19 protein-coding genes and 1 pseudogene are annotated in these 20,951 nt (G+C 61.4%); 10 read left to right on the forward strand and 10 right to left on the reverse strand.

The features are described from left to right. The first annotated feature begins 69 nt into the window (after positions 1-69). From CAF73_RS16810 to CAF73_RS16845, 8 genes are all read left to right on the forward strand, one after another. On the forward strand, positions 70-1,941 hold the full coding sequence (locus tag CAF73_RS16810; RefSeq protein WP_085703295.1) for an extracellular solute-binding protein: 1,872 nt from the start codon (positions 70-72) through the stop codon (positions 1,939-1,941). Position 1,942: 1 nt separating this feature from the next. After that, a complete protein-coding gene (locus CAF73_RS16815; RefSeq protein WP_085703296.1) occupies positions 1,943-3,007 on the forward strand; it encodes a microcin C ABC transporter permease YejB in 1,065 nt (354 codons plus the stop codon). After that, positions 3,007-4,029 carry an ABC transporter permease gene (locus CAF73_RS16820; RefSeq protein ID WP_085703297.1) on the forward strand — a complete coding sequence of 341 codons (1,023 nt, stop codon included), beginning with the start codon at positions 3,007-3,009 and terminating at the stop codon, positions 4,027-4,029. The genes CAF73_RS16815 and CAF73_RS16820 overlap by 1 nt, the downstream gene beginning before the upstream one ends. Positions 4,030-4,043: 14 nt before the next feature. Next, complete coding sequence (locus CAF73_RS16825; RefSeq protein WP_085703298.1) at positions 4,044-5,741, forward strand: ABC transporter ATP-binding protein; 1,698 nt, start codon at positions 4,044-4,046, stop codon at positions 5,739-5,741. A 103-nt stretch (positions 5,742-5,844) separates the two neighbouring features. After that, positions 5,845-6,366, forward strand: a complete 522-nt coding sequence (locus CAF73_RS16830; RefSeq protein WP_085703299.1) for a DUF3455 domain-containing protein — start codon at positions 5,845-5,847, stop codon at positions 6,364-6,366. Between the two features lie 42 nt (positions 6,367-6,408). After that, positions 6,409-6,942, forward strand: a complete 534-nt coding sequence (locus CAF73_RS16835; RefSeq protein WP_176247742.1) for a sigma-70 family RNA polymerase sigma factor — start codon at positions 6,409-6,411, stop codon at positions 6,940-6,942. Continuing rightward, complete coding sequence (locus CAF73_RS16840; protein ID WP_085698931.1) at positions 6,939-7,634, forward strand: anti-sigma factor domain-containing protein; 696 nt, start codon at positions 6,939-6,941, stop codon at positions 7,632-7,634. The genes CAF73_RS16835 and CAF73_RS16840 overlap by 4 nt, the downstream gene beginning before the upstream one ends. Before the next feature lie 113 nt (positions 7,635-7,747). After that, a complete protein-coding gene (locus tag CAF73_RS16845) occupies positions 7,748-8,188 on the forward strand; it encodes a hypothetical protein (protein WP_011335081.1) in 441 nt (146 codons plus the stop codon). A 78-nt stretch (positions 8,189-8,266) separates the two neighbouring features. Here CAF73_RS16845 and CAF73_RS16850 read toward each other — a convergent pair whose 3' ends face one another. Further along, positions 8,267-9,355, reverse strand: a complete 1,089-nt coding sequence (locus tag CAF73_RS16850) for a DUF1615 domain-containing protein (protein WP_085703301.1) — start codon at positions 9,353-9,355, stop codon at positions 8,267-8,269. 194 nt (positions 9,356-9,549) lie between these two features. On the opposite strand from CAF73_RS16850, the gene CAF73_RS16855 reads away from it, so the two are divergent. Continuing rightward, positions 9,550-11,079, forward strand: coding sequence for an FAD-dependent oxidoreductase (locus CAF73_RS16855; RefSeq protein WP_085703302.1), 1,530 nt, complete (start codon positions 9,550-9,552; stop codon positions 11,077-11,079). Positions 11,080-11,207: 128 nt separating this feature from the next. On the opposite strand, the gene hemB is transcribed toward CAF73_RS16855, so the two are convergent. The 3 genes from hemB to CAF73_RS16870 all read right to left on the reverse strand — a co-directional run bounded on the left by hemB (position 11,208) and on the right by CAF73_RS16870 (position 13,882). After that, positions 11,208-12,182 carry a porphobilinogen synthase gene (gene hemB / locus CAF73_RS16860; RefSeq protein WP_007958982.1) on the reverse strand — a complete coding sequence of 325 codons (975 nt, stop codon included), beginning with the start codon at positions 12,180-12,182 and terminating at the stop codon, positions 11,208-11,210. Between the two features lie 149 nt (positions 12,183-12,331). After that, positions 12,332-13,174, reverse strand: coding sequence for a PhzF family phenazine biosynthesis protein (locus tag CAF73_RS16865; RefSeq protein ID WP_085703303.1), 843 nt, complete (start codon positions 13,172-13,174; stop codon positions 12,332-12,334). Positions 13,175-13,183: 9 nt separating this feature from the next. Further along, a complete protein-coding gene (locus CAF73_RS16870) occupies positions 13,184-13,882 on the reverse strand; it encodes a glutathione S-transferase family protein (RefSeq protein WP_085703304.1) in 699 nt (232 codons plus the stop codon). A 295-nt stretch (positions 13,883-14,177) separates the two neighbouring features. Between CAF73_RS16870 and CAF73_RS16875 the strand changes: the two genes are divergently transcribed. Then, positions 14,178-14,852, forward strand: a complete 675-nt coding sequence (locus CAF73_RS16875) for a histidine phosphatase family protein (RefSeq protein WP_085698923.1) — start codon at positions 14,178-14,180, stop codon at positions 14,850-14,852. A gap of 26 nt (positions 14,853-14,878) precedes the next feature. Here CAF73_RS16875 and mnmH read toward each other — a convergent pair whose 3' ends face one another. The 6 genes and pseudogenes from mnmH to CAF73_RS30205 all read right to left on the reverse strand — a co-directional run. Then, positions 14,879-15,982: a tRNA 2-selenouridine(34) synthase MnmH gene (gene mnmH / locus CAF73_RS16880; RefSeq protein WP_085703305.1), complete on the reverse strand. Its 1,104-nt coding sequence runs from the start codon at positions 15,980-15,982 to the stop codon at positions 14,879-14,881. Beyond that, positions 15,982-17,016 (reverse strand): selenide, water dikinase SelD, encoded by a 1,035-nt coding sequence (gene selD, locus CAF73_RS16885; RefSeq protein WP_085698919.1) that lies wholly within the window; start codon positions 17,014-17,016, stop codon positions 15,982-15,984. The genes mnmH and selD overlap by 1 nt, the downstream gene beginning before the upstream one ends. Before the next feature lie 87 nt (positions 17,017-17,103). Next, positions 17,104-18,207 carry a hypothetical protein gene (locus tag CAF73_RS16890; protein WP_085703306.1) on the reverse strand — a complete coding sequence of 368 codons (1,104 nt, stop codon included), beginning with the start codon at positions 18,205-18,207 and terminating at the stop codon, positions 17,104-17,106. Continuing rightward, positions 18,197-18,442: a hypothetical protein gene (locus tag CAF73_RS29870; protein WP_139834847.1), complete on the reverse strand. Its 246-nt coding sequence runs from the start codon at positions 18,440-18,442 to the stop codon at positions 18,197-18,199. The genes CAF73_RS16890 and CAF73_RS29870 overlap by 11 nt, the downstream gene beginning before the upstream one ends. Continuing rightward, positions 18,439-19,569 carry a hypothetical protein gene (locus CAF73_RS16895; RefSeq protein WP_176247743.1) on the reverse strand — a complete coding sequence of 377 codons (1,131 nt, stop codon included), beginning with the start codon at positions 19,567-19,569 and terminating at the stop codon, positions 18,439-18,441. The genes CAF73_RS29870 and CAF73_RS16895 overlap by 4 nt, the downstream gene beginning before the upstream one ends. Beyond that, positions 19,559-20,951: pseudogene (locus tag CAF73_RS30205) on the reverse strand (hypothetical protein); the annotation flags it as partial. The pseudogene CAF73_RS30205 and the gene CAF73_RS16895, both read right to left, overlap by 11 nt.

Below are 20,951 nucleotides of genomic sequence, written 5' to 3' on the forward strand. Positions count from 1 at the left end.
CCTGTGGGAGCCGACTTGCCAGCTCCCACAGGGGTTCCTTGTTCTTTCAGAGGTTTGAGGAGTGATCTCATGAACTTTTTGCGCAACATGGCCGGCCTGCTGCTCGGCAGTGCGCTGCTGTGCAACGCGACATCTGCGCTGGCCGGCGACAGTTACGCGATGACGGTGTACGGCGAGGCGCCGAAATACCCCGCCGGTTTCCAGCACTTCGACTTCGTCAATCCCGACGCACCGAAGGGCGGCTCGCTCAGCCGCGCTTCAATGGAGATCGGTCAGTACAACTACATCACCCCGTATGCCGATCAGGGCATTTCCGTGGTGCAGGTCAACGACTGGGTGTACTCGCCGCTGGCGTTCCGTTCGCTGGACGAGCCCTACACCGTCTACGGCCTGGTGGCGCAATCCATGGAGCGCGATCCCGGCGGTCTGTGGGTGCGCTTCAACCTGAATCCCGAGGCGCGTTTCGCCGACGGCACGCCGATCACCGCCGAGGACGTGCGCTACACCTTCGAGTTGCTGATGACCAAGGGCAGCCTGAGTTATCGCCAGCAATACGCCGATGTGCAGGACGTACTGGTCGAAGGCCCGCGACAGATTCGCTTCACCTTCAAGAACAACCTCAACCGCACCCTGGCGCTGGATCTGGCATCGCTGCGACCGGTGCCCGAGCACTGGTGGAAAACCCGCGACTTCGCCAACGGCGGCGGCTTCGAACCACCACTGGGCAGTGGCCCGTACCGGGTGAGCAAGGTCGATGCGGGGCGCAGCATCGGTTTCCAGCGCGATCCGGATTGGTGGGGCAAGGACTTGCCGGTCAGTCGCGGGATGTACAACTTCGACAGCCTGACCGTGAACTTCTACGGCGACACCGACGTCGCCCGGCAACTGCTGCAGGCCGGGGCGTTCGACTACAACCGCGAGTTTTCTTCATCCGGCTACGTGGTCGGCTACGACAGCCCGGCCCTGCGTGACGGACGCCTGCAACAGGCGATTCTCGCCCCGGACAAACCGACCAGCGCCCAAGGGTTTGTGTTCAACCTGCAGAACCCGTTGTTCAAGGATCACCGGGTGCGCAAGGCGCTGAGCCTGCTGTGGGATTTCGAGTGGACCAACAAGCAAATGATGCGCGGCTTCTACGTGCGCCAGAACAGCTACTGGCCGAAGAGTGAAATGGCCGCCACCGCCCTGCCCGACGCTGGCGAACTGGCGATCCTCGAACCGCTGCGCGGACAGATTCCGGACGAGGTTTTCAACCGGGTCTATCAGGCGCCGAAAACCGATGGCAGCGGCTACATCCGCGACAAGCAGTTGCAGGCCCTGAAACTGCTGGCGGAGGCCGGATGGACGCCGAAAAACAACCGCCTGGTAAACGCCGCCGGCGAGCCCTTCGAATTCACCTTCCTCGACGGCCAGGGCGGCTTCGACCGCATGCTGCTGCCCTACAAACGCAACCTGGCGCAGATCGGCATCACCCTGAATCTGCGGCGCATCGATTCGGCGCAGTACATCAACCGGCTTAACGCCCGGGATTACGACATGATCGTCACCAGTTTCCCCCGCAGCGGCGATCCGATCGTCTCGCCGGGCCGCGAGCTGTACAGCCTGTATGCCTCGCAGAGCGCCACACAAGTCGGCAGCTCCAATTCGATGGTGCTGGCGGACCCGGCGGTAGACCGGCTGATCGACGGCCTGGTCCAGGCCAATACCCGCGACGCCATGGTGCGTTACGCCCGCGCCCTCGACCGAGTGCTGCAATGGGGTGACTACATGATTCCCAACTACTACTCCAAAGGCACGCCGACGGTGTATCAGAACCGCTTCGGCAGGCCGTCGGTGCAACCGATTTACAGCGAAGGCCTCGACACCTGGTGGGAGGTCTCGGCCAAGCCGCTGACCAACCAGCAGATGAGTGCCCTGCACCACCTCGCGGGGGGCCAGTGACATGTGGCGTTATCTGAGTCGACGTCTGTTGCTGATCATCCCGACGCTGCTGTGCATTCTGGTGGTCAACTTCGTCATCGTGCAGGCGGCGCCCGGCGGCCCGGTGGAGCAGGCCATCGCTCGCCTGCAAGGCTTCGGCGGACACAGCATGGGCGGCGCCAGCGAAGTGACCGCGATCGGCGGGGCCGGACGCAGCAGCCGCGGCCTGGACCCGGCGCTGATCGAAGAGATCAAGCAGCACTACGGTTTCGACAAACCGATGCACGAACGCCTGTGGCTGATGCTCAAGAACTACGCGCAACTGGAGCTGGGCAGCAGCTTCTTTCGCGGTGCGAAGGTGACCGATCTGATCGTGCAGAAGCTGCCGGTGTCGCTGTCCCTCGGCCTGTGGGCAACCTTGATCACCTACCTGATTTCGATCCCGCTGGGGATCCGTAAAGCGATCAAAAACGGCAGCGCGTTCGATGTCTGGAGCAGCACGGCGATCATCGTCGGTTACGCGATGCCGGCGTTTCTGTTCGCGATCCTGTTGATCGTGGTGTTCGCCGGGGGCAGCTACGTCAACTGGTTTCCGGTGCAGGGGCTGGTCTCGGACAATTTCGACAGCCTGAGCCTGTGGGGCAAGGTCGGCGACTACCTGTGGCACCTGGTATTACCGGTGACGGCGCTGGTGATCGGCGGTTTTGCGACGCTGACGATCCTGACCAAAAACAGCTTCCTCAACGAGATCAGCCGTCAGTACGTGATCACCGCACGCGCCAAGGGCCTGACCGAACGACGCGTGCTCTACGGCCATGTGTTTCGCAACGCGATGCTGCTGGTGGTGGCCGGTGTGCCGTCGGCATTGATCGAGGTGTTTTTCGCCGGCTCGCTGCTGATCGAAACCATCTTCAACCTCGATGGCCTCGGGCGCATGAGCTACGAAGCGGCGGTGTCACGGGACTACCCGGTGGTGTTCGGCACGCTGTTCCTGTTCACCCTGTTCGGCCTGTTGATCAAGCTGATCGGCGACCTCTGCTACACCCTGCTCGACCCGCGCATCGACTTCTCGGCGAGGACTGCCTGATGTTCACACTCTCCCCTCTGGGCCGGCGGCGCCTCGCGCAATTCAAGGCCAACCGTCGCGGGCGCTGGTCGCTGTGGCTGTTCGTCGGGCTGTGCCTGATCTGCCTCGGCGGCGAACTGATCGCCAATGACAAACCGCTGGTGATCCGCTACCACGACGCTTTTTACTTCCCGATCCTCAGCGATTATCAGGAAACCGATTTCGGCGGCGAATTGCCCTTCCAGCCGGATTACGCCAGCAATTACGTGCACCAACTGATCGAGGATCAGGGCGGCTGGATGCTGTTCCCGCCGATTCCGTTCAGCTACGACACGGTCAATTACGACCTCACGGAACCGGCGCCGAGCCCGCCGTCCTCCAGCAACTGGCTGGGCACCGACGATCAGGCGCGGGACGTGTTGGCGCGGGTGATTTTCGGCACGCGGATTTCGATTCTGTTTGCACTGATCCTCACCGCCGTCAGTGCGCTGGTCGGCATCGTGGCCGGGGCGTTGCAGGGTTACTACGGCGGCTGGGTCGACTTGCTCGGGCAGCGGGTGCTGGAGATCTGGTCGGGGCTGCCGGTGCTGTACCTGCTGATTATTTTGTCGGGGTTCGTTTCGCCCGGTTTCTGGTGGCTGCTGGGGATCATGGCGCTGTTTTCCTGGCTGGCACTGGTGGACGTGGTGCGCGCCGAGTTCCTGCGCGGGCGCAGCCTGGAATACGTCAAGGCCGCGCGGGCCCTGGGCCTGACGGACAGCGAGTTGATGCGCCGGCACATTCTGCCCAACGCCATGACCTCAACCCTCACGTACCTGCCGTTCATTCTGACCGGCGCCATCGCCACCCTCACCGCGCTGGACTTTCTCGGTTTCGGCATGCCCGCCGGCACCGCGTCGCTGGGTGAACTGATCGGCCAGGCCAAGCGCAATCTGCAAGCGCCGTGGCTGGGGCTGACGGCGTTTTTTGCCCTGGCGCTGATTCTGTCCCTGCTGGTGTTCATCGGCGAAGCCTGCCGTGACGCGTTCGATCCGCGATCCTGATCCCCGGAGCTGAAATGACCGACAACCTGATTGAAATCCGCGACCTGCGCGTCGCCTTCGCCGGGCACGAAGTGGTGCACGGTGTGAATCTCGACATCCGCCGTGGCGAGTGCCTGGCACTGGTCGGCGAATCCGGCTCGGGCAAGTCGGTGACGGCGCACTCGATCCTGCGTTTGCTGCCAGGCAAAACCGTCAGCAGCACGGGCAGCATCCGCTACAACGGCGTGGACTTGCTGCACGCCAGCGAACAGCAACTGCGCGGCTTGCGCGGCAACCGCATCGCGATGATTTTCCAGGAGCCGATGACTTCGCTGAACCCGTTGCACACGGTGGAAAAACAGATCAGCGAAGTGCTGGAGATCCACAAGGGGCTCAAGGGCCGCGCCGCGCGCCAGCGCACGCTGGAGCTGCTGGAACTGGTCGGCATTCGCCAGCCGTTGCAGCGCTTGAAGGCCTATCCGCACCAGCTCTCCGGCGGCCAGCGGCAACGGGTGATGATCGCCATGGCGCTGGCCAACGAGCCGCAATTGCTGATCGCCGATGAGCCGACCACCGCGCTGGACGTAACCGTGCAACAGAAGATTCTCGAACTGCTGATCGAGTTGCAGCAACGCCTCGGCATGTCGCTGCTGCTGATCAGTCACGACCTCAATCTGGTGCGGCGCATCGCCCAGCGGGTGTGCGTAATGCGCCACGGGGAAATCGTCGAACAGGCCGACTGCGCAACACTGTTCCGCACCCCGCAGCATCCCTACAGCCGCCTGCTGATCGAGGCGGAACCGTCGGGGGCACCGGTGCCGAGTCGCTACGATCACAACCTGCTGGAAGTGGACGATCTGAAAGTCTGGTTCCCGCTGCCCAAGACGTTGTTCAGCCGCACCCAGGAATACATCAAGGCCGTGGACGGCGTGAGTTTCCGGCTGCAACGGGGCAAGACCCTGGGCATTGTCGGCGAGTCCGGCTCGGGCAAGTCGACGCTGGGCCAGGCGATTCTGCGGCTGGTGGAATCCGAGGGCGACATTCGGTTCGGCAACAAGCAATTGAGCCTGTTCAATCAGCGCTTGATGCGCCCGTTGCGGCGACAGATCCAGGTGGTGTTCCAGGACCCGTTCGGCAGCCTCAGCCCACGGATGTCGGTGCAGCAGATCATCGCCGAAGGCCTGCTGACCCACGGCATCGGCACGGCGGAGGAACGTGAGGCGGCGGTGATCCGCGTGCTGGAGGAAGTCGGCCTCGACCCGCAGAGCCGCCATCGCTATCCCCACGAATTCTCCGGCGGCCAGCGCCAGCGCATTTCCATCGCCCGGGCACTGGTGCTGGAACCGGCGCTGATTCTGCTCGACGAACCGACCTCGGCGCTGGATCGCACGGTGCAGAAACAGGTGGTGGAATTGTTGCGGCAATTGCAGATCCGTCACGGCTTGACGTACCTGTTCATCAGCCATGACCTGGCGGTGGTGCATGCGCTGGCGCACGACTTGATGGTGATCAAGGACGGCAAGGTGGTGGAACAGGGAGCGTCGCGCCAGATTTTTGCGGCGCCGCAGCATGCGTATACCCAGGCGTTGCTGAAAGCCTCCGGCCTGAAGCCTGACAAAGATCCCTGTGGGAGCGAGCTTGCTCGCGAAGGCGTCGGATCAGTCAGCATTTATGTGGCTGACACACCGTATTCGCGAGCAAGCTCGCCCACAGGTGTAATCGATGGGGTTTGAAGTTTATTTTCCGGCCACTGCATCCAAACCGCTCCGTCACGGGTAGTCCCTGTAACAGCCCATTTTCGGCTGTCAGCGGTCTACCCTTTTCGGAGAAACACTGATGAACATCACCCAACTGATTGGCCTCACCGGTTTGCTCGCCGTTGCCTCGACAAGCTTTGCCCAAAGCAGTTATCCCGATGCGATCAAGGTGCCGGACGGCCACAGGATCGCGATGGAAACCACCGGGGTCGGCGAGATCACCTACGAATGCCGGGACAAGGCCAATGTCGCCGGCCAGACCGAGTGGGTGTTCGTCGGCCCGAAAGCGGTGCTCAATGATCGCAGCGGCAAACAGGTCGGCACCTACTTCGGCCCGCCCGCCACCTGGCAGGCGCAGGACGGCTCGAAAGTCACCGGCACGCAACTGGCCGTTGCGCCATCGAGCCCGGGTAACCTGCCCTATCAACTGGTCAAGGCCAACCCCGCCGAAGGCAAAGGCGCCATGAGCGGCGTGAGCTACATCCAGCGCGTCGCGCTCAAGGGCGGCGTGGCGCCGGGCAGTGAATGCACGGCGGCGAACAAGGGCCAGAAGGAAGTGGTGAAGTACCAGGCCGATTACATTTTCTGGGCGGCGAACTGAGCCTGACTGGACGTTTGCTCGATGCTTGCTAGATTGCAGGACATGTCATTGCCCGAAACCGCGTTCGATTACGAAGCCCGCCTCGCCGCCTGTGCCCGCGGCGAGCGCGGGGCCCTGCGCGAATTGTATGTGCAGGAAAGTCCGCGCCTGCTCGGTGTGGCCCGCCGTCTGGTGCGTGACGCGGCGCTGGCCGAAGACATCGTTCACGACGCCTTCATCAAGATCTGGGCCGGCGCGGCGGGTTTCGACCCGGCGCGCGGTTCGGCCCGGGGCTGGATGTTCAGCGTGACCCGCCATCTGGCGCTGAATGTGTTGCGCAATCACGACCGGGAAACACCGCTGAACGACAACAACGAATCTCCGGCGATTGATGACGGCTTCGATGCGCTGGCGCAATCGACCCGCGTCCATCGCTGCCTGCATCAACTGGAACCGCAACGTCGCCGCTGCATCCTTCACGCCTACGTCGACGGTTACAGCCACGCGCAGATCGCCCAGCGCCTCGACACGCCGCTGGGCACCGTCAAAGCCTGGATCAAACGCAGCCTCAATGCGTTGCGGGAGTGCATGGGATGACCACCGAATCGGCGCAGGAACGCGATGAACTGGCCAGCGAATACGTGCTCGGCACCCTCTCGGCCGAAGCGCGCGCCGAAGTGCAACGACGCTTGCCCAACGAGCCCGAGCTGCAAGCGGCCGTGGACGCCTGGGAGCGGCGTCTGCTGGAACTGACCGACCTCGTCCCGGCGCATCAGCCCTCGTCGCAACTGTGGCAACGCATTGAACGCACTGTCGGGCAACTCACCCATAAACCGGCACCAGAGATTTCCTGGTGGAACCGCCTGTCACTGTGGCGCGGCTTGAGCGCTGCGGGGCTGGCCGCGAGCTTGCTGCTGGGGTCGATCCTGTTGACCCAGACCACGCCGAAACCGAGCTTTCTGGTGGTGCTGGTCGCCCCGCAGGACAAGGCACCGGGCTGGGTGATCCAGGCCAGCAGTCCACGGGAGATTCAGTTGATTCCGCTGGGCGTGGTCGAGGTGCCGACCGACAAGGCCCTGGAGTTCTGGACCAAGGCCGACGGCTGGCAGGGGCCGGTGTCGCTGGGGCTGGTCAAGCCGGGGCAGGCGCTGTCGATCCCGCTGGACAAGCTGCCGCCGCTGCAACCGAACCAGTTGTTCGAGCTGACGCTGGAAGGCGCCAACGGCTCGCCGATCGGCAAACCCACCGGGCCGATCCAGGCGATTGGCCGTGCCGTGAAGGTGTTGTGACGAACCATCATCGGCGTCGATGTTCACCATCACGTCAATGAAGTTCTCTTAAAAAATCCCGGGCGTAACATCCGCTCCATACCAAACAAACAACACCCCCGGAGCACACCATCATGAAACGCCAAGTCATCCTCAGCATTGCCCTTTCGGTTCTGGCCTTCAACGCATTTGCCGCCAAGCCGGCCCACACCATGATCGCCGAAGGCGGTTCCGATCGTCTGATCGAACGCCGCGTTGCCGAAGGTGGTTCGGATCGTCTGATCGAACGCCGCGTCGCTGAAGGTGGTTCGGATCGTCTGATCGAACGCCGCGTCGCTGAAGGTGGTTCGGATCGCCTGATCGAACGCCGCGTCGCTGAAGGTGGTTCGGATCGTCTGATCGAACGCCGTGTCGCTGAAGGTGGCTCGGATCGTCTGATCGAACGCCGCGTCGCTGAAGGTGGTTCGGATCGTCTGATCGAACGCCGTGTCGCTGAAGGTGGTTCGGATCGTCTGATCGAACGCCGCGTCGCTGAAGGTGGCTCGGATCGTCTGATTGAACGTCGCGTCGCCTGAATGAATAGCTTGACCGCAACAACCCAGAAAAAACCCGGCTCCCGTCAGCCGGGTTTTTTTATACCTTTTTGATCGTCCTCAGCCCTTGGCCATGCAGCGCCGATAGCGCTCGTCGACCCGTTTGGCAAACCACGCCGTGGTCAGTTTGCGGGTGATCTTCGGGCTTTGCAGCACGATGCCCGGCAGCACCGCACGAGGCAATGTCTTGCCTTCCGCACGCTCGGCCAGCTCGAACACCCGCTGATACAGTCTGGTTTCCTCGAAGGCCAGGCTATCGCCCTTCTCCAGTTGATCGCGGATCACCGGATTACGCATGCCCAGCGATTTGCCGAGGGTGCGCACCGCCAGTTCCGTGCTGCCCGGCATGATCGCGCCCGGGCGGATCAGGTCGCCATCCAGCGCCAGCGCAATGCCCGAAGCGCGGCTGACCGCGTTTTGAAACGCCGCGTTGCGACTGGCGTACCAGCCGGCGTTGAAGTCGGCAAAGCGGTACAGCGGCTCGCGGTAACTCACCGGATACCCCAGCAAATGCGCGATACCGAAATACATCCCGCCACGACGGGTGAACACCTCGTGACGAATCGTCCCGTCCACCGGGTACGGATAGTCCTTGGCGTGCTGCTCGGCGAATTCAATGCTGACCTGCATCGGCCCGCCGGTGTGCACCGGGTTGAAACCGCTGAACAGCGTACGGCCCATCGGCACCGAGCCGATGAAGTCATCGAAAATCGCGCTCAATTCCTTTTCACTGCGGGCGGCGCTCAGGCGTTCGCTGTAGGTTTTGCCGTTGGGCGAGCGCACCTGCAAGGCACCACTGACCAACAGGCTCGGGATATGCACCTTGGCGGCGCGGCGGTCGATTTCGTCACGGGCGATCTTGCCCAGGCCGGGCACCGGCGGATCGACCTGAAAGGTCGATTCCTGCTCGGCAACGGCCAGCACCGAACACAGGTTTTGCGTGGTCGAGCTGATGCCCTGGGCGGCGAACGCGGCGTAGATGTCGGTGGCCCAGCCCTGGCGGTCGACGGTTTTTGCCGGCAGCAGGCGCACGATCTGCGCCTTGACCTCGGCGGGCGGGCGCGGCGCCGGTTCGATGCTGCGTTGACCGGCGCAACCGGCCAGCACCAGCAGCGCGGCGAGGCTGACGAATAATCGAGGGGTGTGCATAACGCTTCATCCAGTCCGTTGAGCCGGGTTAACCCTACGCGCAATCGCAGGGTGCAGGATAGGACTGCGGGCCGGCGACGCTGTTCCATCGTCCCGTTTGGCAGGCCGACTGGCCGCCCTCGCCGACTGATCCATACTTGCTGCTGCACACGTAGCGGCATGCCGCAGGTCAGGACACGCGAGGAGGACAGACCATGAACCGCAGTGATGTTCTGATCATTGGCGCAGGTCCCACCGGACTGGTGCTGGCCTTGTGGCTGAGCAAACTGGGCGTGCGCGTGCGCATCATCGACAAGACCTCCGCGCCTGGCACCACATCGCGGGCGCTGGCGGTGCAGGCGCGCACCCTTGAGCTGTACCGGCAACTGGATCTGGCCGACACAGTGGTGCGCAACGGCCATCGGGTGGCCGCGGCGAATTTCTGGGTCAAGGGCAAACCCGTGGCGCAACTGCCGCTGAACCGGATCGGCGATGGCCTGACACCCTATGCCTTTCTGGAAATGTACCCGCAGGACGAACACGAACGGCTGTTGATCGACCGCCTCGAAGACTACGACGTAACCATCGAGCGCAACACGACGCTGGAAAGCTTCACGGAAAACGGCGACGGCCTCACCGCGCATTTGCGCCTGCCGGATGGCGAGCAGGAAATCTGTCAGGCCTGCTATCTCGCCGGCTGTGACGGCGCCCGCTCGGTCGTGCGCAAAACCCTCGACACCGGTTTTCCCGGTGGCACTTATCAGCAGATTTTCTATGTCGCGGATGTGCGGGCCAGCGGCCCGGCGCTCAACGGCGAGTTGCATCTGGATCTGGACGAAGCGGATTTTCTGGCGGTGTTCCCGCTGGCCGGCGAAGGCCGTGCGCGGCTGATCGGCACCGTGCGCGACGAACGTGCTGATCGCGCCGAAACCCTGGAGTTTTCTGATGTCAGCAATCGCGCCATCGAACATCTGAACGTGCACATCGAGGACGTCAACTGGTTCTCCACCTACCGCGTGCATCACCGCGTGGCGGATCACTTTCGCCAGGGCCGTGCGTTTCTGCTTGGCGACGCGGCCCACGTACACAGCCCCGCCGGCGGTCAGGGCATGAACACCGGCATCGGCGATGCGATCAATCTGGCATGGAAACTCGCGGCAGTGCTCGGCGGCGCTGCCACACCCCAACTGCTCGACAGCTACGAGACCGAACGCATCGCCTTCGCCCGACGGCTGGTGTCGACCACCGACAAGGTCTTCAGCTTCGTCACCGCCGAAGGGCGCATGGCCGACCTGCTGCGCACGCGGCTGGCGCCGTTCCTGATTCCGAAAATGGCCTCATTCGAGTCCAGCCGCGAATTCCTGTTTCGCACGGTGTCGCAAATCACCGTCAACTATCGGGGCATGGCGCTGAGCGAAGGCGTGGCCGGGCACGTCCACGGCGGCGACCGCTTGCCGTGGGCCCATGATGGAGAGGGGGATAATTACGAGCCGTTGCGCCATCCGTGCTGGCAGGTGCATGTGTACGGTGACACCAGCGACGAGATGATCGCCTGGTGCAATGAACATCACTTGCCGCTGCACGTGTTCGACTGGCGTCCGGCGTTTGAAACGGCAGGACTGGGGCGCAATGGCTTTTACCTGTTGCGCCCGGATACCTACGTGGCGATTGCCGACAACAGCGCGGATCCGAAGGTGATCGAGCGGTACTTCCGTGATCACGGGATCCGTCCGTTTTTCACCTGATTCAGAACACCACAAACCACTGTGGGAGCGAGCTTGCTCGCGATAGCGATCTGTCAGTCAATGCAGGGTTGTCTGATACGCCGATATCGCGAGCAAGCTCGCTCCCACATTGGGTTTTGTGGTGTTGCTTAAATCCCGGCCAATGCCAGATCCATCGCAAAGTAGGTGAAGATCAGGTCCGCACCCGCGCGCTTGATCGCGCCGAGGCTTTCGCGCACCACGCGGTCTTCGTCGATGGCCCCGGCCTGGGCGCCGAACTTGATCATCGCGTACTCGCCACTGACCTGATACGCCGCCAGCGGCAGGGTCGAGGCTTCGCGGATGTCGCGGATGATGTCCAGGTACGCGCCGGCCGGTTTGACCATCAGTGCGTCGGCGCCTTCCTGCTCGTCGAGCAACGATTCGCGCAGGGCCTCGCGGCGGTTCATCGGGTTCATCTGATAGCTTTTGCGATCGCCTTTCAGCGCGCTGCCGCCGGCCTCGCGGAACGGGCCGTAGAGCGCCGAGGCGAATTTGGTCGAGTAGGCCATGATCGGAATCTGCGTGAAGCCGGCATCGTCCAGCGCCCGGCGGATCGCCCGCACCTGGCCGTCCATCGCCGCCGACGGCGCGATCACGTCGGCACCGGCACGCGCCGCCGCCACCGCTTGTTTGCCGAGGTTGATCAGGGTCTGGTCGTTGTCGACTTCATGGTTGTGCATCACGCCGCAATGGCCGTGGTCGGTGTATTCGCAAAAGCAGGTGTCGGACATCACGATCATCTCCGGCACGGCGTCCTTGGCGATCCGCGACATGCGCGACACCAGCCCGTTTTCGCGCCAGGTGTCGCTGCCGTTGGCGTCCAGATGGTGGGACACGCCGAAGGTCATCACCGACTTGATCCCGGCCCGGGCGTAACGCTCGATTTCACCGGCCAGTTTGCGCTCCGGAATGCGCATCACGCCGGGCATGCTCTTGATCGGCACGAAGTCGTCGATCTCTTCTTCGACGAAGATCGGCAGCACCAGATCGTTGAGGGAAAACTCGGTTTCCTGGAACAGGCTGCGCAGGCTCGCATTGCGGCGCAGACGGCGTGGACGTGCTTCGGGGAACTGACTGGACATGGGGCCTTTCCTGAAAACAGCGGATGAGACGAAAGTCGTAGGGGGCGAAGCTTATGCCTTGCGAGGATCGAGGTACAAACCTGGATCAATCAACAGTGCATTACCGGGGTCGCAATAATCGCCGGACTTTGCGCCGGCGAATCTGCCTGTCATAGTCGCAATTGCCCCTCAATGCACGTGACCACGGAGCCGCCGATCCAGATCTCGTCCCCGAGCCGGTTTATCCGCAGCTGTCCCGCCCGGCCCATGCTCAAGCCCTGGCTGACGGTATAGGAATCGGGCGCCAGCCCCTCCGCCAATAACCATTGGGCAATCCCGGCATTCAGGCTGCCGGTGGCCGGATCCTCGGGCATGCCATCACCGGAAATGAACGCACGCACCTCAAACTGGGCCGCGTCACCGTCGCGCTCGGAATCCCACGCCGCGATGACGCCTACCGCCAGGCCCTGCATCTGCGAATGATCCGGTTGCAAGTTCAGCACCTGCTGCCGATCCTTGACCATCACCGCGAGCCATCCCGCGCCGTTGTCCACCCATTGCGCGCGGACAATCTCGTCACGGGTGATTCCCAGACCGCGCTGCACCCGCTCCATGACGTCGGTCTCGACCGGCCCGGACCTCAGGAGCGGCGGCGCGAGGAAAGCGAGTTCCGATCCGTCGCGCCTTATTCTTACCAGCCCCACGCCGCACTCCTGAACGATCTCCGCTCCCTTGGGCACGCCGCCCGCTTCCAGCCAGGCGTGGCAAGTGCCCAGGGTCGGATGCCCGGCAAATGGCAGTTCGCTCAGTGTCGTGAAGATCCTCACGCGATAGTCGGCGCGAGGGTCCTGTGGTTCAAGAATGAAGGTGGTTTCACTCAGATTGGTCCAGTTTGCAAAGGCCGCCATGCGCTCATCGCTCAGAGTGTCGGCATCAAAGACTACCGCCAGCGGATTGCCCTTCAGCGCAGTTTGGCTGAACACATCGAGTTGCTTGAAATGGAACGAATCCATGCACCGTCCTTATTGAGGAATCGTAAGACCACGCACCACCGCCGGCCGCGCCAGGAAGCGCTCCAGCACCCGGGTGACGTTCGGGAAGTCATTGATGCCGACCAGATCGCCCGCCTCGTAGAAACCGATCAGGTTGCGCACCCACGGAAACGTGGCGATGTCGGCGATGGTGTAGCGCTCGCCCATGATCCAGTCGCGCCCTTCCAGACGGGTGTTCAGTACGCTGAGCAGGCGCCGGCTTTCTTCGACGTAACGGTCACGGGGACGTTTGTCTTCGTAGTCCTTGCCGGCAAATTTGTTGAAGAAACCGAGCTGGCCAAACATCGGGCCGATGCCGCCCATCTGGAACATCAGCCACTGAATGGTTTCGTAGCGCAGCGCGCCTTCCTGGGCGAGCAACTGGCCGCTCTTGTCGGCGAGATAGATCAGGATCGCGCCGGACTCGAACAACGGCAGCGGTTTGTCCTCGGGGCCGTGGGGGTCGAGGATCGCCGGGATCTTGTTGTTCGGATTCAGCGACAGGAATTCCGGGGACATCTGGTCATGGGTGTCGAAGCCCACGCGGTGCGGCTCGTAGGGCAGGCCGATCTCTTCGAGCATGATCGAGACCTTGACGCCGTTGGGTGTCGGCAACGAATAGAGCTGAATCCAGTCAGGGTACTGCGCCGGCCATTTCTGGGTGATCGGGAACGCGGACAGATCGGTCATGTGTAGCATCCAGTCACAAAATGAAAGGCCTGAGCATAATCCACGATCAGCCCTATGGCTCGGGTTCTTTACACCCTCGCCCGCCCGCTTACTTAAATCCGCAACATCCTGTGATTAACCTTCCCTTCAATCGCAGGGGCCGAAAGGTAAAGTGCGGCGCACGCAGCCGGATCGAACCAAACAGGCCTCAGAGGGCTCCAAGCAAGCCATTGATGACAGGGAAAACTTCCGGCGTGCGAGCCCGGTGCAGAGGTTTGTCAGCCTTAACCGAACAGACTGAAGAACCCTATATCCCATGACGAACTTGATGAAATTCGCCAAACGCTTCAAACACCGCGCCTATGTGGCCCTGCCCACTCTGCTGGCGGTCAGCGCGCTGTTCCTGTCGCTGGAATCCAGCGAAAGCCGCGCGCAAACGGTGGACGGCACCCAGACCCTGGTGTTCCTGCGCCACGCGGAGAAACCCGCCGGTGGTCTCGGCCAGCTCAACTGCCAGGGCCTGAACCGGGCCATCGACCTGTCGACCCTGCTGCCGGAAAAATTCGGCAAGGCGGACTATGTGTTCGCCGCCAACCCGACGCGCAATGTCGAGGAAGGCGAACTGGACAACTCCTACAGCTACATCCGCCCGCTGATGACCATCAGCCCCGCCGCGATCAAACTCGGCCTGCCGGTGAACATCGAATTTTCGGCCAACGATACCAGTGACCTCGCCCGCGAGTTGACCAACGACAAGTACCACAACTCGACCATCTACACCGCGTGGTCACACGGCTACCTTCCTGAATTGATCAACAAGGTTGCCGGCAACGCGGTAGGCGGAAAACAGAAAATCACCGATGACTGGGAATCCAGCGATTACGACTCGCTGTATGTGCTGACGCTGACCTGGCACAACGGCAAGGCCAGCCTGCAGAGCCACAGCTACAAACAGGGGCTGGATAACGGCCAGGAAAGCTGTCCGACGTGAGCAGTGGGCAGCCGGGTCGGAGCCCTTCAGGGGTTCCGGCTCATCCGCTGACTCAGATATTCGACGACCGCTCCGCGCTCCCCCACAAACTCGATACGTCCACCTTTCTTCTCGCGCTGAAATACATACATCGGATCGTAATACTCGCGCAGCAACCCCTCGATCCAGCCCCGATGCAAATCCACCGCACCACTGCGGCCCTGCTCTGCCAGCGCTTCTTCCATCAGGAGCAACATCCGCCGATGCCGCTCGCCGCCCAGGCGCTTCTGCACATTGTCCAGGCTGGCCAGCAATCGCTCGGAAAACAGCGCAAAGCCTTCGTCCCCATGCACAGCGCAGAACTCGGCGGACAAATCCACCACATAGTCACGCAGGATCCGCTCGACACGGTTTTCAAAACTGTCCTCCAGCCAGACCATCGGGTATTGCTGCATGCCCTGATACAGCGGCAACGGCAACGCGCAGCTGCCGACCACCCGGCTTTCATCCTCAAGTACAAACTGATCAATGCCGGCGGCACGTTTTTTCAGAAAGTCGATGGCCAGCCGGTTCTCGAAATCGATGTTTGACGGCTGGCCGGTGGCGCGTTTGCCAAAGCTGGAGCCACGATGATTGGCATGCCCTTCAAGATCGATGCCGTTGCGCAGTTGCACCAGCACTTCGGTCTTGCCCGTGCCGGTCATGCCGCCCAGCAACACGAAATCACACTGGGCCGTTGCCTGTTCAAGGGTGTCGATCAGGAAGCCGCGCATCGCCTTGTAACCACCACCGATTCGCGGGTAGTCAATGCCGGCCTCGTCCTTGAGCCAACGCTGCACGATCTGCGAACGCAGGCCGCCACGAAAGCAATACAGATAACCCTCCGGATGCGCCCGGGCAAAATCCGCCCATGCCTGAATACGTTCGGCCTTGACCGACCCGGACACCAATTGATGGCCCAGCTCGATGGCGGCTTGCTGACCGTGATGCTTGTAGCAAGTGCCGATTCTCTGCCGCTCGATGTCGTTCATCAGCGGCAGATTGACCGCACCGGGGAACGCGCCCTTGTGAAACTCGACCGGCGCACGGGCATCCATCAGTGGCCGGTCGTTGAGGAAGATGTCGCGGTAGTCGGTGAAGTCGGCGGCCATCAATTCACCTCGACCGCGTGGCTCTGTCGCCCGATCAATTCACCGATCGGCTCAAGCGCGAGGCCGAGTTCGGCAGCGACGGCGAGGAATTCTGCATTGCCTTCGGGGGTGACGGCCACCAGCAGACCGCCGCTGGTCTGCGGATCGCACAGCACCCGTTTGTGCAATTCCTGCACCCGTCCGACCCGGCTCGAATAACTGTCGAAATTGCGCAGAGTGCCGCCGGGCACACAGCCCTGTTCGAGGTAGTACTCGATGCTCGAAAGACGCGGCACCCGATCATAAAAAACCCGCGCTGTCAGGTGACTGCCGTCGGCCATCTCCACCAGATGCCCGAGCAGCCCGAACCCGGTGACGTCAGTCATGGCGGTGACCCCGGCCAGTTTGCCGAAACGGCTGCCGGGCTTGTTCAGCGTACACATCCAGTCCCGGGCCACGCCGATGTCGTCGGGGCGCAGCTTGCCCTTCTTTTCGGCGGTGGTGAGGATGCCGATGCCTAATGGTTTGGTCAGGTACAGCAGGCAACCGGCGGTGGCGGTGTCGTTGCGTTTCATGAAGCGCTTTTCCACCAGCCCCGTGACGGCCAGCCCGAAAATCGGCTCCGGCGCATCGATCGAATGCCCGCCGGCCAACGCAATCCCCGCCGCATCGCACACCGCGCGTCCGCCGCGAATCACGTCTCGCGCGACTTCCGGCGCCAGCACATTGACCGGCCAGCCGAGGATCGCAATCGCCATCAGCGGATCGCCGCCCATGGCGTAGATGTCACTGATCGCATTGGTGGCAGCGATGCGGCCGAAATCAAACGGGTCATCGACGATCGGCATGAAAAAATCCGTGGTCGAGACAACCCCGCGCTCGGCATCGATTTCATACACCGCCGCATCATCGCGCGACGCGTTGCCGACCCACAGTTTCGGATCAAGGTTCTGCGCCCCGCTGCCGGCCAGAATCACCTCCAGCACCTTGGGCGAAATCTTGCAGCCACAACCGGCGCCGTGGCTGTATTGGGTCAGACGGATGGGTTCTGTCATGGGGAGTCTCCGTAAGGCAGTGGGGCGAATACTAGCAGAGAGGGTGGGAAGCACGTCTCGCCAAACTGTCCCTCACTGCTTCCGAGGCTATCGCTGCACCTCAGCAAAGATCTCGGTGATCGGCCGATGCGGCTGGCGCTTTTGCAGTTGACGTACCTGCTCGCTCAGCCGCAGCAGCTCTTCACTCGGTTTGGCCCACTGCTCTTTCGGCAGCGGCTCCGACCATTGGCGCATGGCCTCGGGCAGCGCTTGCTTGCCGATCCGTTCGAGACGGCGCACTTCCCATTCGACGAGGCGGTTGGGAATCGTCCACAGCGTCATGACGTGATAGAGGTACCAGAAGAAACCCGACAGCCGAGAACGTGAACCGTCGTGGATCTGCTGGTGCATGCGCGCTCGGGCGTTGCGGAAGGTGTGCAGGCCTTCGTGAGGCGGGTCGTCGGGGCCTTGCAGGTCTTGCAGATCCTGGATCGATTTGAGGTCGTTGACCTCGTATTCCATGTAGCCGCGAATGGCTTCCCAATGGCTGATGGCGAGCGGCAGGCCGGCGCATTGGAATTCGAGGCTGGTGAGGGTTTCGCCTTCGTAGAAGCCGATTCCCATGCCGTATTGGCGGTGAATCCCGTATTGGGTAGCGCCCTGGGCTTCGATGATCCAGGCGGAGAGGGATTCCCAGGGGACGAAGACCGGTTCGGTGGCGCCTTCGGGCATGAAGCAGACTTCGCGGCGTTGGCGGTTGAAGCGGGTCGGGATGATTGAGGCGCGTTTTTTGTGGTTGTGGTGCCAGACGCCGAGGCCGATAAGTAGTCCCCAGAAAAGGGCAAGAAATGCTTTTCCATAGGCCTCGTGAAAAATCCCGTTTATTGCATGAGTTATGTCCTCCCATCCCATGCCAAATAAAAAAAACAGGAACCCGCCTATTAAGGGAAATAGAAAGGCAATCATGCATGCAACGCTGAAAGGGCCTCCAAGAGTCATTTGCCACATAAATACTTCAGGTGATCCCAAACCGAAGTCCATATAGCCATCATTCAACTCGCCAATGTGTGGGCCGAAAGGTGGAAGCGGTGTAGGCAAGGGCAACGGAGCCAGATAGGTGACCTTACCACCCGGAAACGGCTCGACATCCCCTGCTTTTCGAGGTGTCTCGACTTGCGGAATAACTCCCGGCTCGATGTGATTATTCAGCATGATCGGCCTGCTCCAGAAATTGGGTTTCAACCAGTAGAACCGGTGGTTTCTCGTTCACCAGTTGCGGAGCAACCACCGCAAAATGCCCCTCTCCCCTTGGGTCGATATGAATGACACGGGTGCGCGATGTCCATTCACCTTTGTCGTTCAAGTTCTGAATACAAACGGCCAACTCCAGTGTTTCCCTCGCTGGCGTGAATTCGGCCCCCGTTCGCTGTTTGGGAAAACAATTCATGCGCGGCGCTTACCCGTAGATGCCGTGCGCTGCACCTCGGCAAAGATCTCGGTGATCGGCCGATGCGGCTGGCGCTTTTGCAGTTGACGTACCTGCTCGCTCAGCCGCAGCAACTCTTCACTCGGTTTGGCCCACTGCTCTTTCGGCAGAGGCTCCGACCATTGGCGCATGGCCTCGGGCAGCGCTTGCTTGCCGATCCTTTCGAGGCGGCGCACTTCCCATTCGACGAGTCGATTGGGAATCGTCCACAGGGTCATGACGTGATAGAGGTACCAGAAGAAACCCGACAGCCGAGAACGAGAGCCGTCGCGGATCTGCTGATGCATGCGCGCTCGGGCGTTGCGGAAAGTGTGCAGGCCTTCGTGGGGTGGGTCGTCGGGGCCTTGCAGGTCTTGCAGATCCTGGATCGATTTGAGGTCGTGGATTTCGTATTCCATGTAGCCGCGGATGGCCTCCCAATGGCTGATCGCGAGTGGCAGGCCGGCGCATTGGAATTCGAGGCTGGTGAGGGTTTCGCCTTCGTAGAAGCCGATTCCCATGCCGTATTGGCGGTGAATGCCGTATTGGGTGGAGCCCTGGGCTTCGATGATCCAGGCGGAGAGGGATTCCCAGGGGACGAAGACCGGCTCGGTGGCGCCTTCGGGCATGAAGCAAACTTCGCGGCGTTGGCGGTTGAAGCGGGTCGGGATGATTGAGGCGCGTTTTTTGTGGTTGTGGTGCCAAACCGCGAGACCAATGAGCAAAATAAGGGGGTCTACCATTAGCGAATTTTCATAGCCTGTTTCGAACATGCCCACCATTGACTCCCATATAGCCTCCTGTCCATACCCAAAACTAATCCCCATCAGTCCGGTAATTAGCGGGAATAAAAATATAACCAAGACAGACAGGCTCAATGGCCCGCCCAATACAACTTGCCATGAAAAAACTTGAGGGGATCCCGCCCCGAAGTCCATGTATACGTCATTTAGTTCACCAATGTGTGGACCATACGGTGGCATCGGCGTCGGCAGAGGGAGTGGAGCGAGATAGGTGACCTTACCGCCCGGAAACGGCTCAACTTCTCCTGCTTTTCGAGGTGTCTCGACTTGCGGAATAACTCCCGGCTCGACGTGATTATTCAGCATGAGCGGCCTGCTCCAGTAATTGGGTTTCAACTAGCAAAATCGGTGGTTTCTCTTTCACCAGTTGCGGAGTAACCACCGCAAAATGTCCCTCCCCCCGTGGATCGATATGAATGACACGGGTGCGCGATGTCCACTCACCTTTGTCGTTCAAGTTCTGAACACAAACGGCCAACTCCAGCGTTTCCTTCGCTGGTGTGAATTCGGAATCGAGGTCTACGGGGTACTGGAGGCAAAGCACCAAGCCCTCCGCTGATGATTTGACGATACGCAGGCTGCGGAGGACTTCTTCGCTGACCACATCCTTGCGCTCTCGCGGGGCTCCGCGACTGTGAAGCGGCATCGAGATACGATGGGCGCCTATGCCCAGCAGGTGAGTTGACTTGCCGCCAAGAGGTGGCAATAGATCACTCAATGTCAGCCTGGGTAGCACCAAGTGGATATCGCTGGGTCTGGCTTTGAACAGCAGGTTCTTCAGCCAGGAGTCATAAGGATTGGGTCCCAGTTGCGCGTAAGGCGCATGGATCAGAAAGGCCAGATAACTCTGATAGTCCTCCAGCGAGTGGTCCCCACGCATTTCGGCATCCCGGCTCCAGGGAGTGATTTTCAGCCATTTGTCATGGGCACTGAGGTTGTAACGGTTGAACAACCAGGTGCCGCTCAGCTCCAGCACGGTGAACAGAGCCCCCGCCAGATTGAAGCGGAAAAACACGGTGGAAAGGCGTGTACCAGCAGCCGCCCAAGCAGCAGTTCTTGCCGTTTTATTCGGCGCGATTAGCACCTTGAATGTGGCGTGGACAGTATTACTCAGACCATATGCATTAATGGCAGTCATTCCGGCCGCACCCAATGTGGCCAGCACGCCCGCCCCCTGCGCCAATTGATTTCCGCTGCGAACCGCCTCCTGCCAATTTTGGTTTTGGTTTTTAAAACTGGTAAAGGAAACTCTCAAGCCCAAACCATACGTAAAGATGCCCAGCCCAATATGCAATTTGCCCATTTGCACATGCGCGTGCTGTAAGGCTTGAGGTTGAAGCGCAACTATTAGCGCTGTGCTACGAGCTTTCATCGCCGTATCCGCAAGACTCTGCGCCGCAGTAAACCCAGCCGCTCCCGTCGCAGCCAAAGCAGCAAAAAAGTCCGCCTGCTTCTTCTTGTCTCGGGTCTGCTTCATCAACTCCCTGTAAGCCCCCACCAAATTCACCACCTGCACCAAAACCACCACCAATCCCATCCCTTCCGTCTTCACCAGACTCCCCGCCGACACCCCGCCCAGTCCCGCCCGGATATTCCCCAACAACCCGCGCAGTTCCTGCTGCTGCGCCGGCGGAAACACCACTGTCACCCCTGCTCTTGCAGGCGTCGCGCCGTACAACCGGGCCGAG

It is taken from the genome of Pseudomonas sp. B15(2017) (assembly GCF_002113215.1).
In the GTDB taxonomy this organism is placed as follows: Bacteria; Pseudomonadota; Gammaproteobacteria; order Pseudomonadales; family Pseudomonadaceae; genus Aquipseudomonas.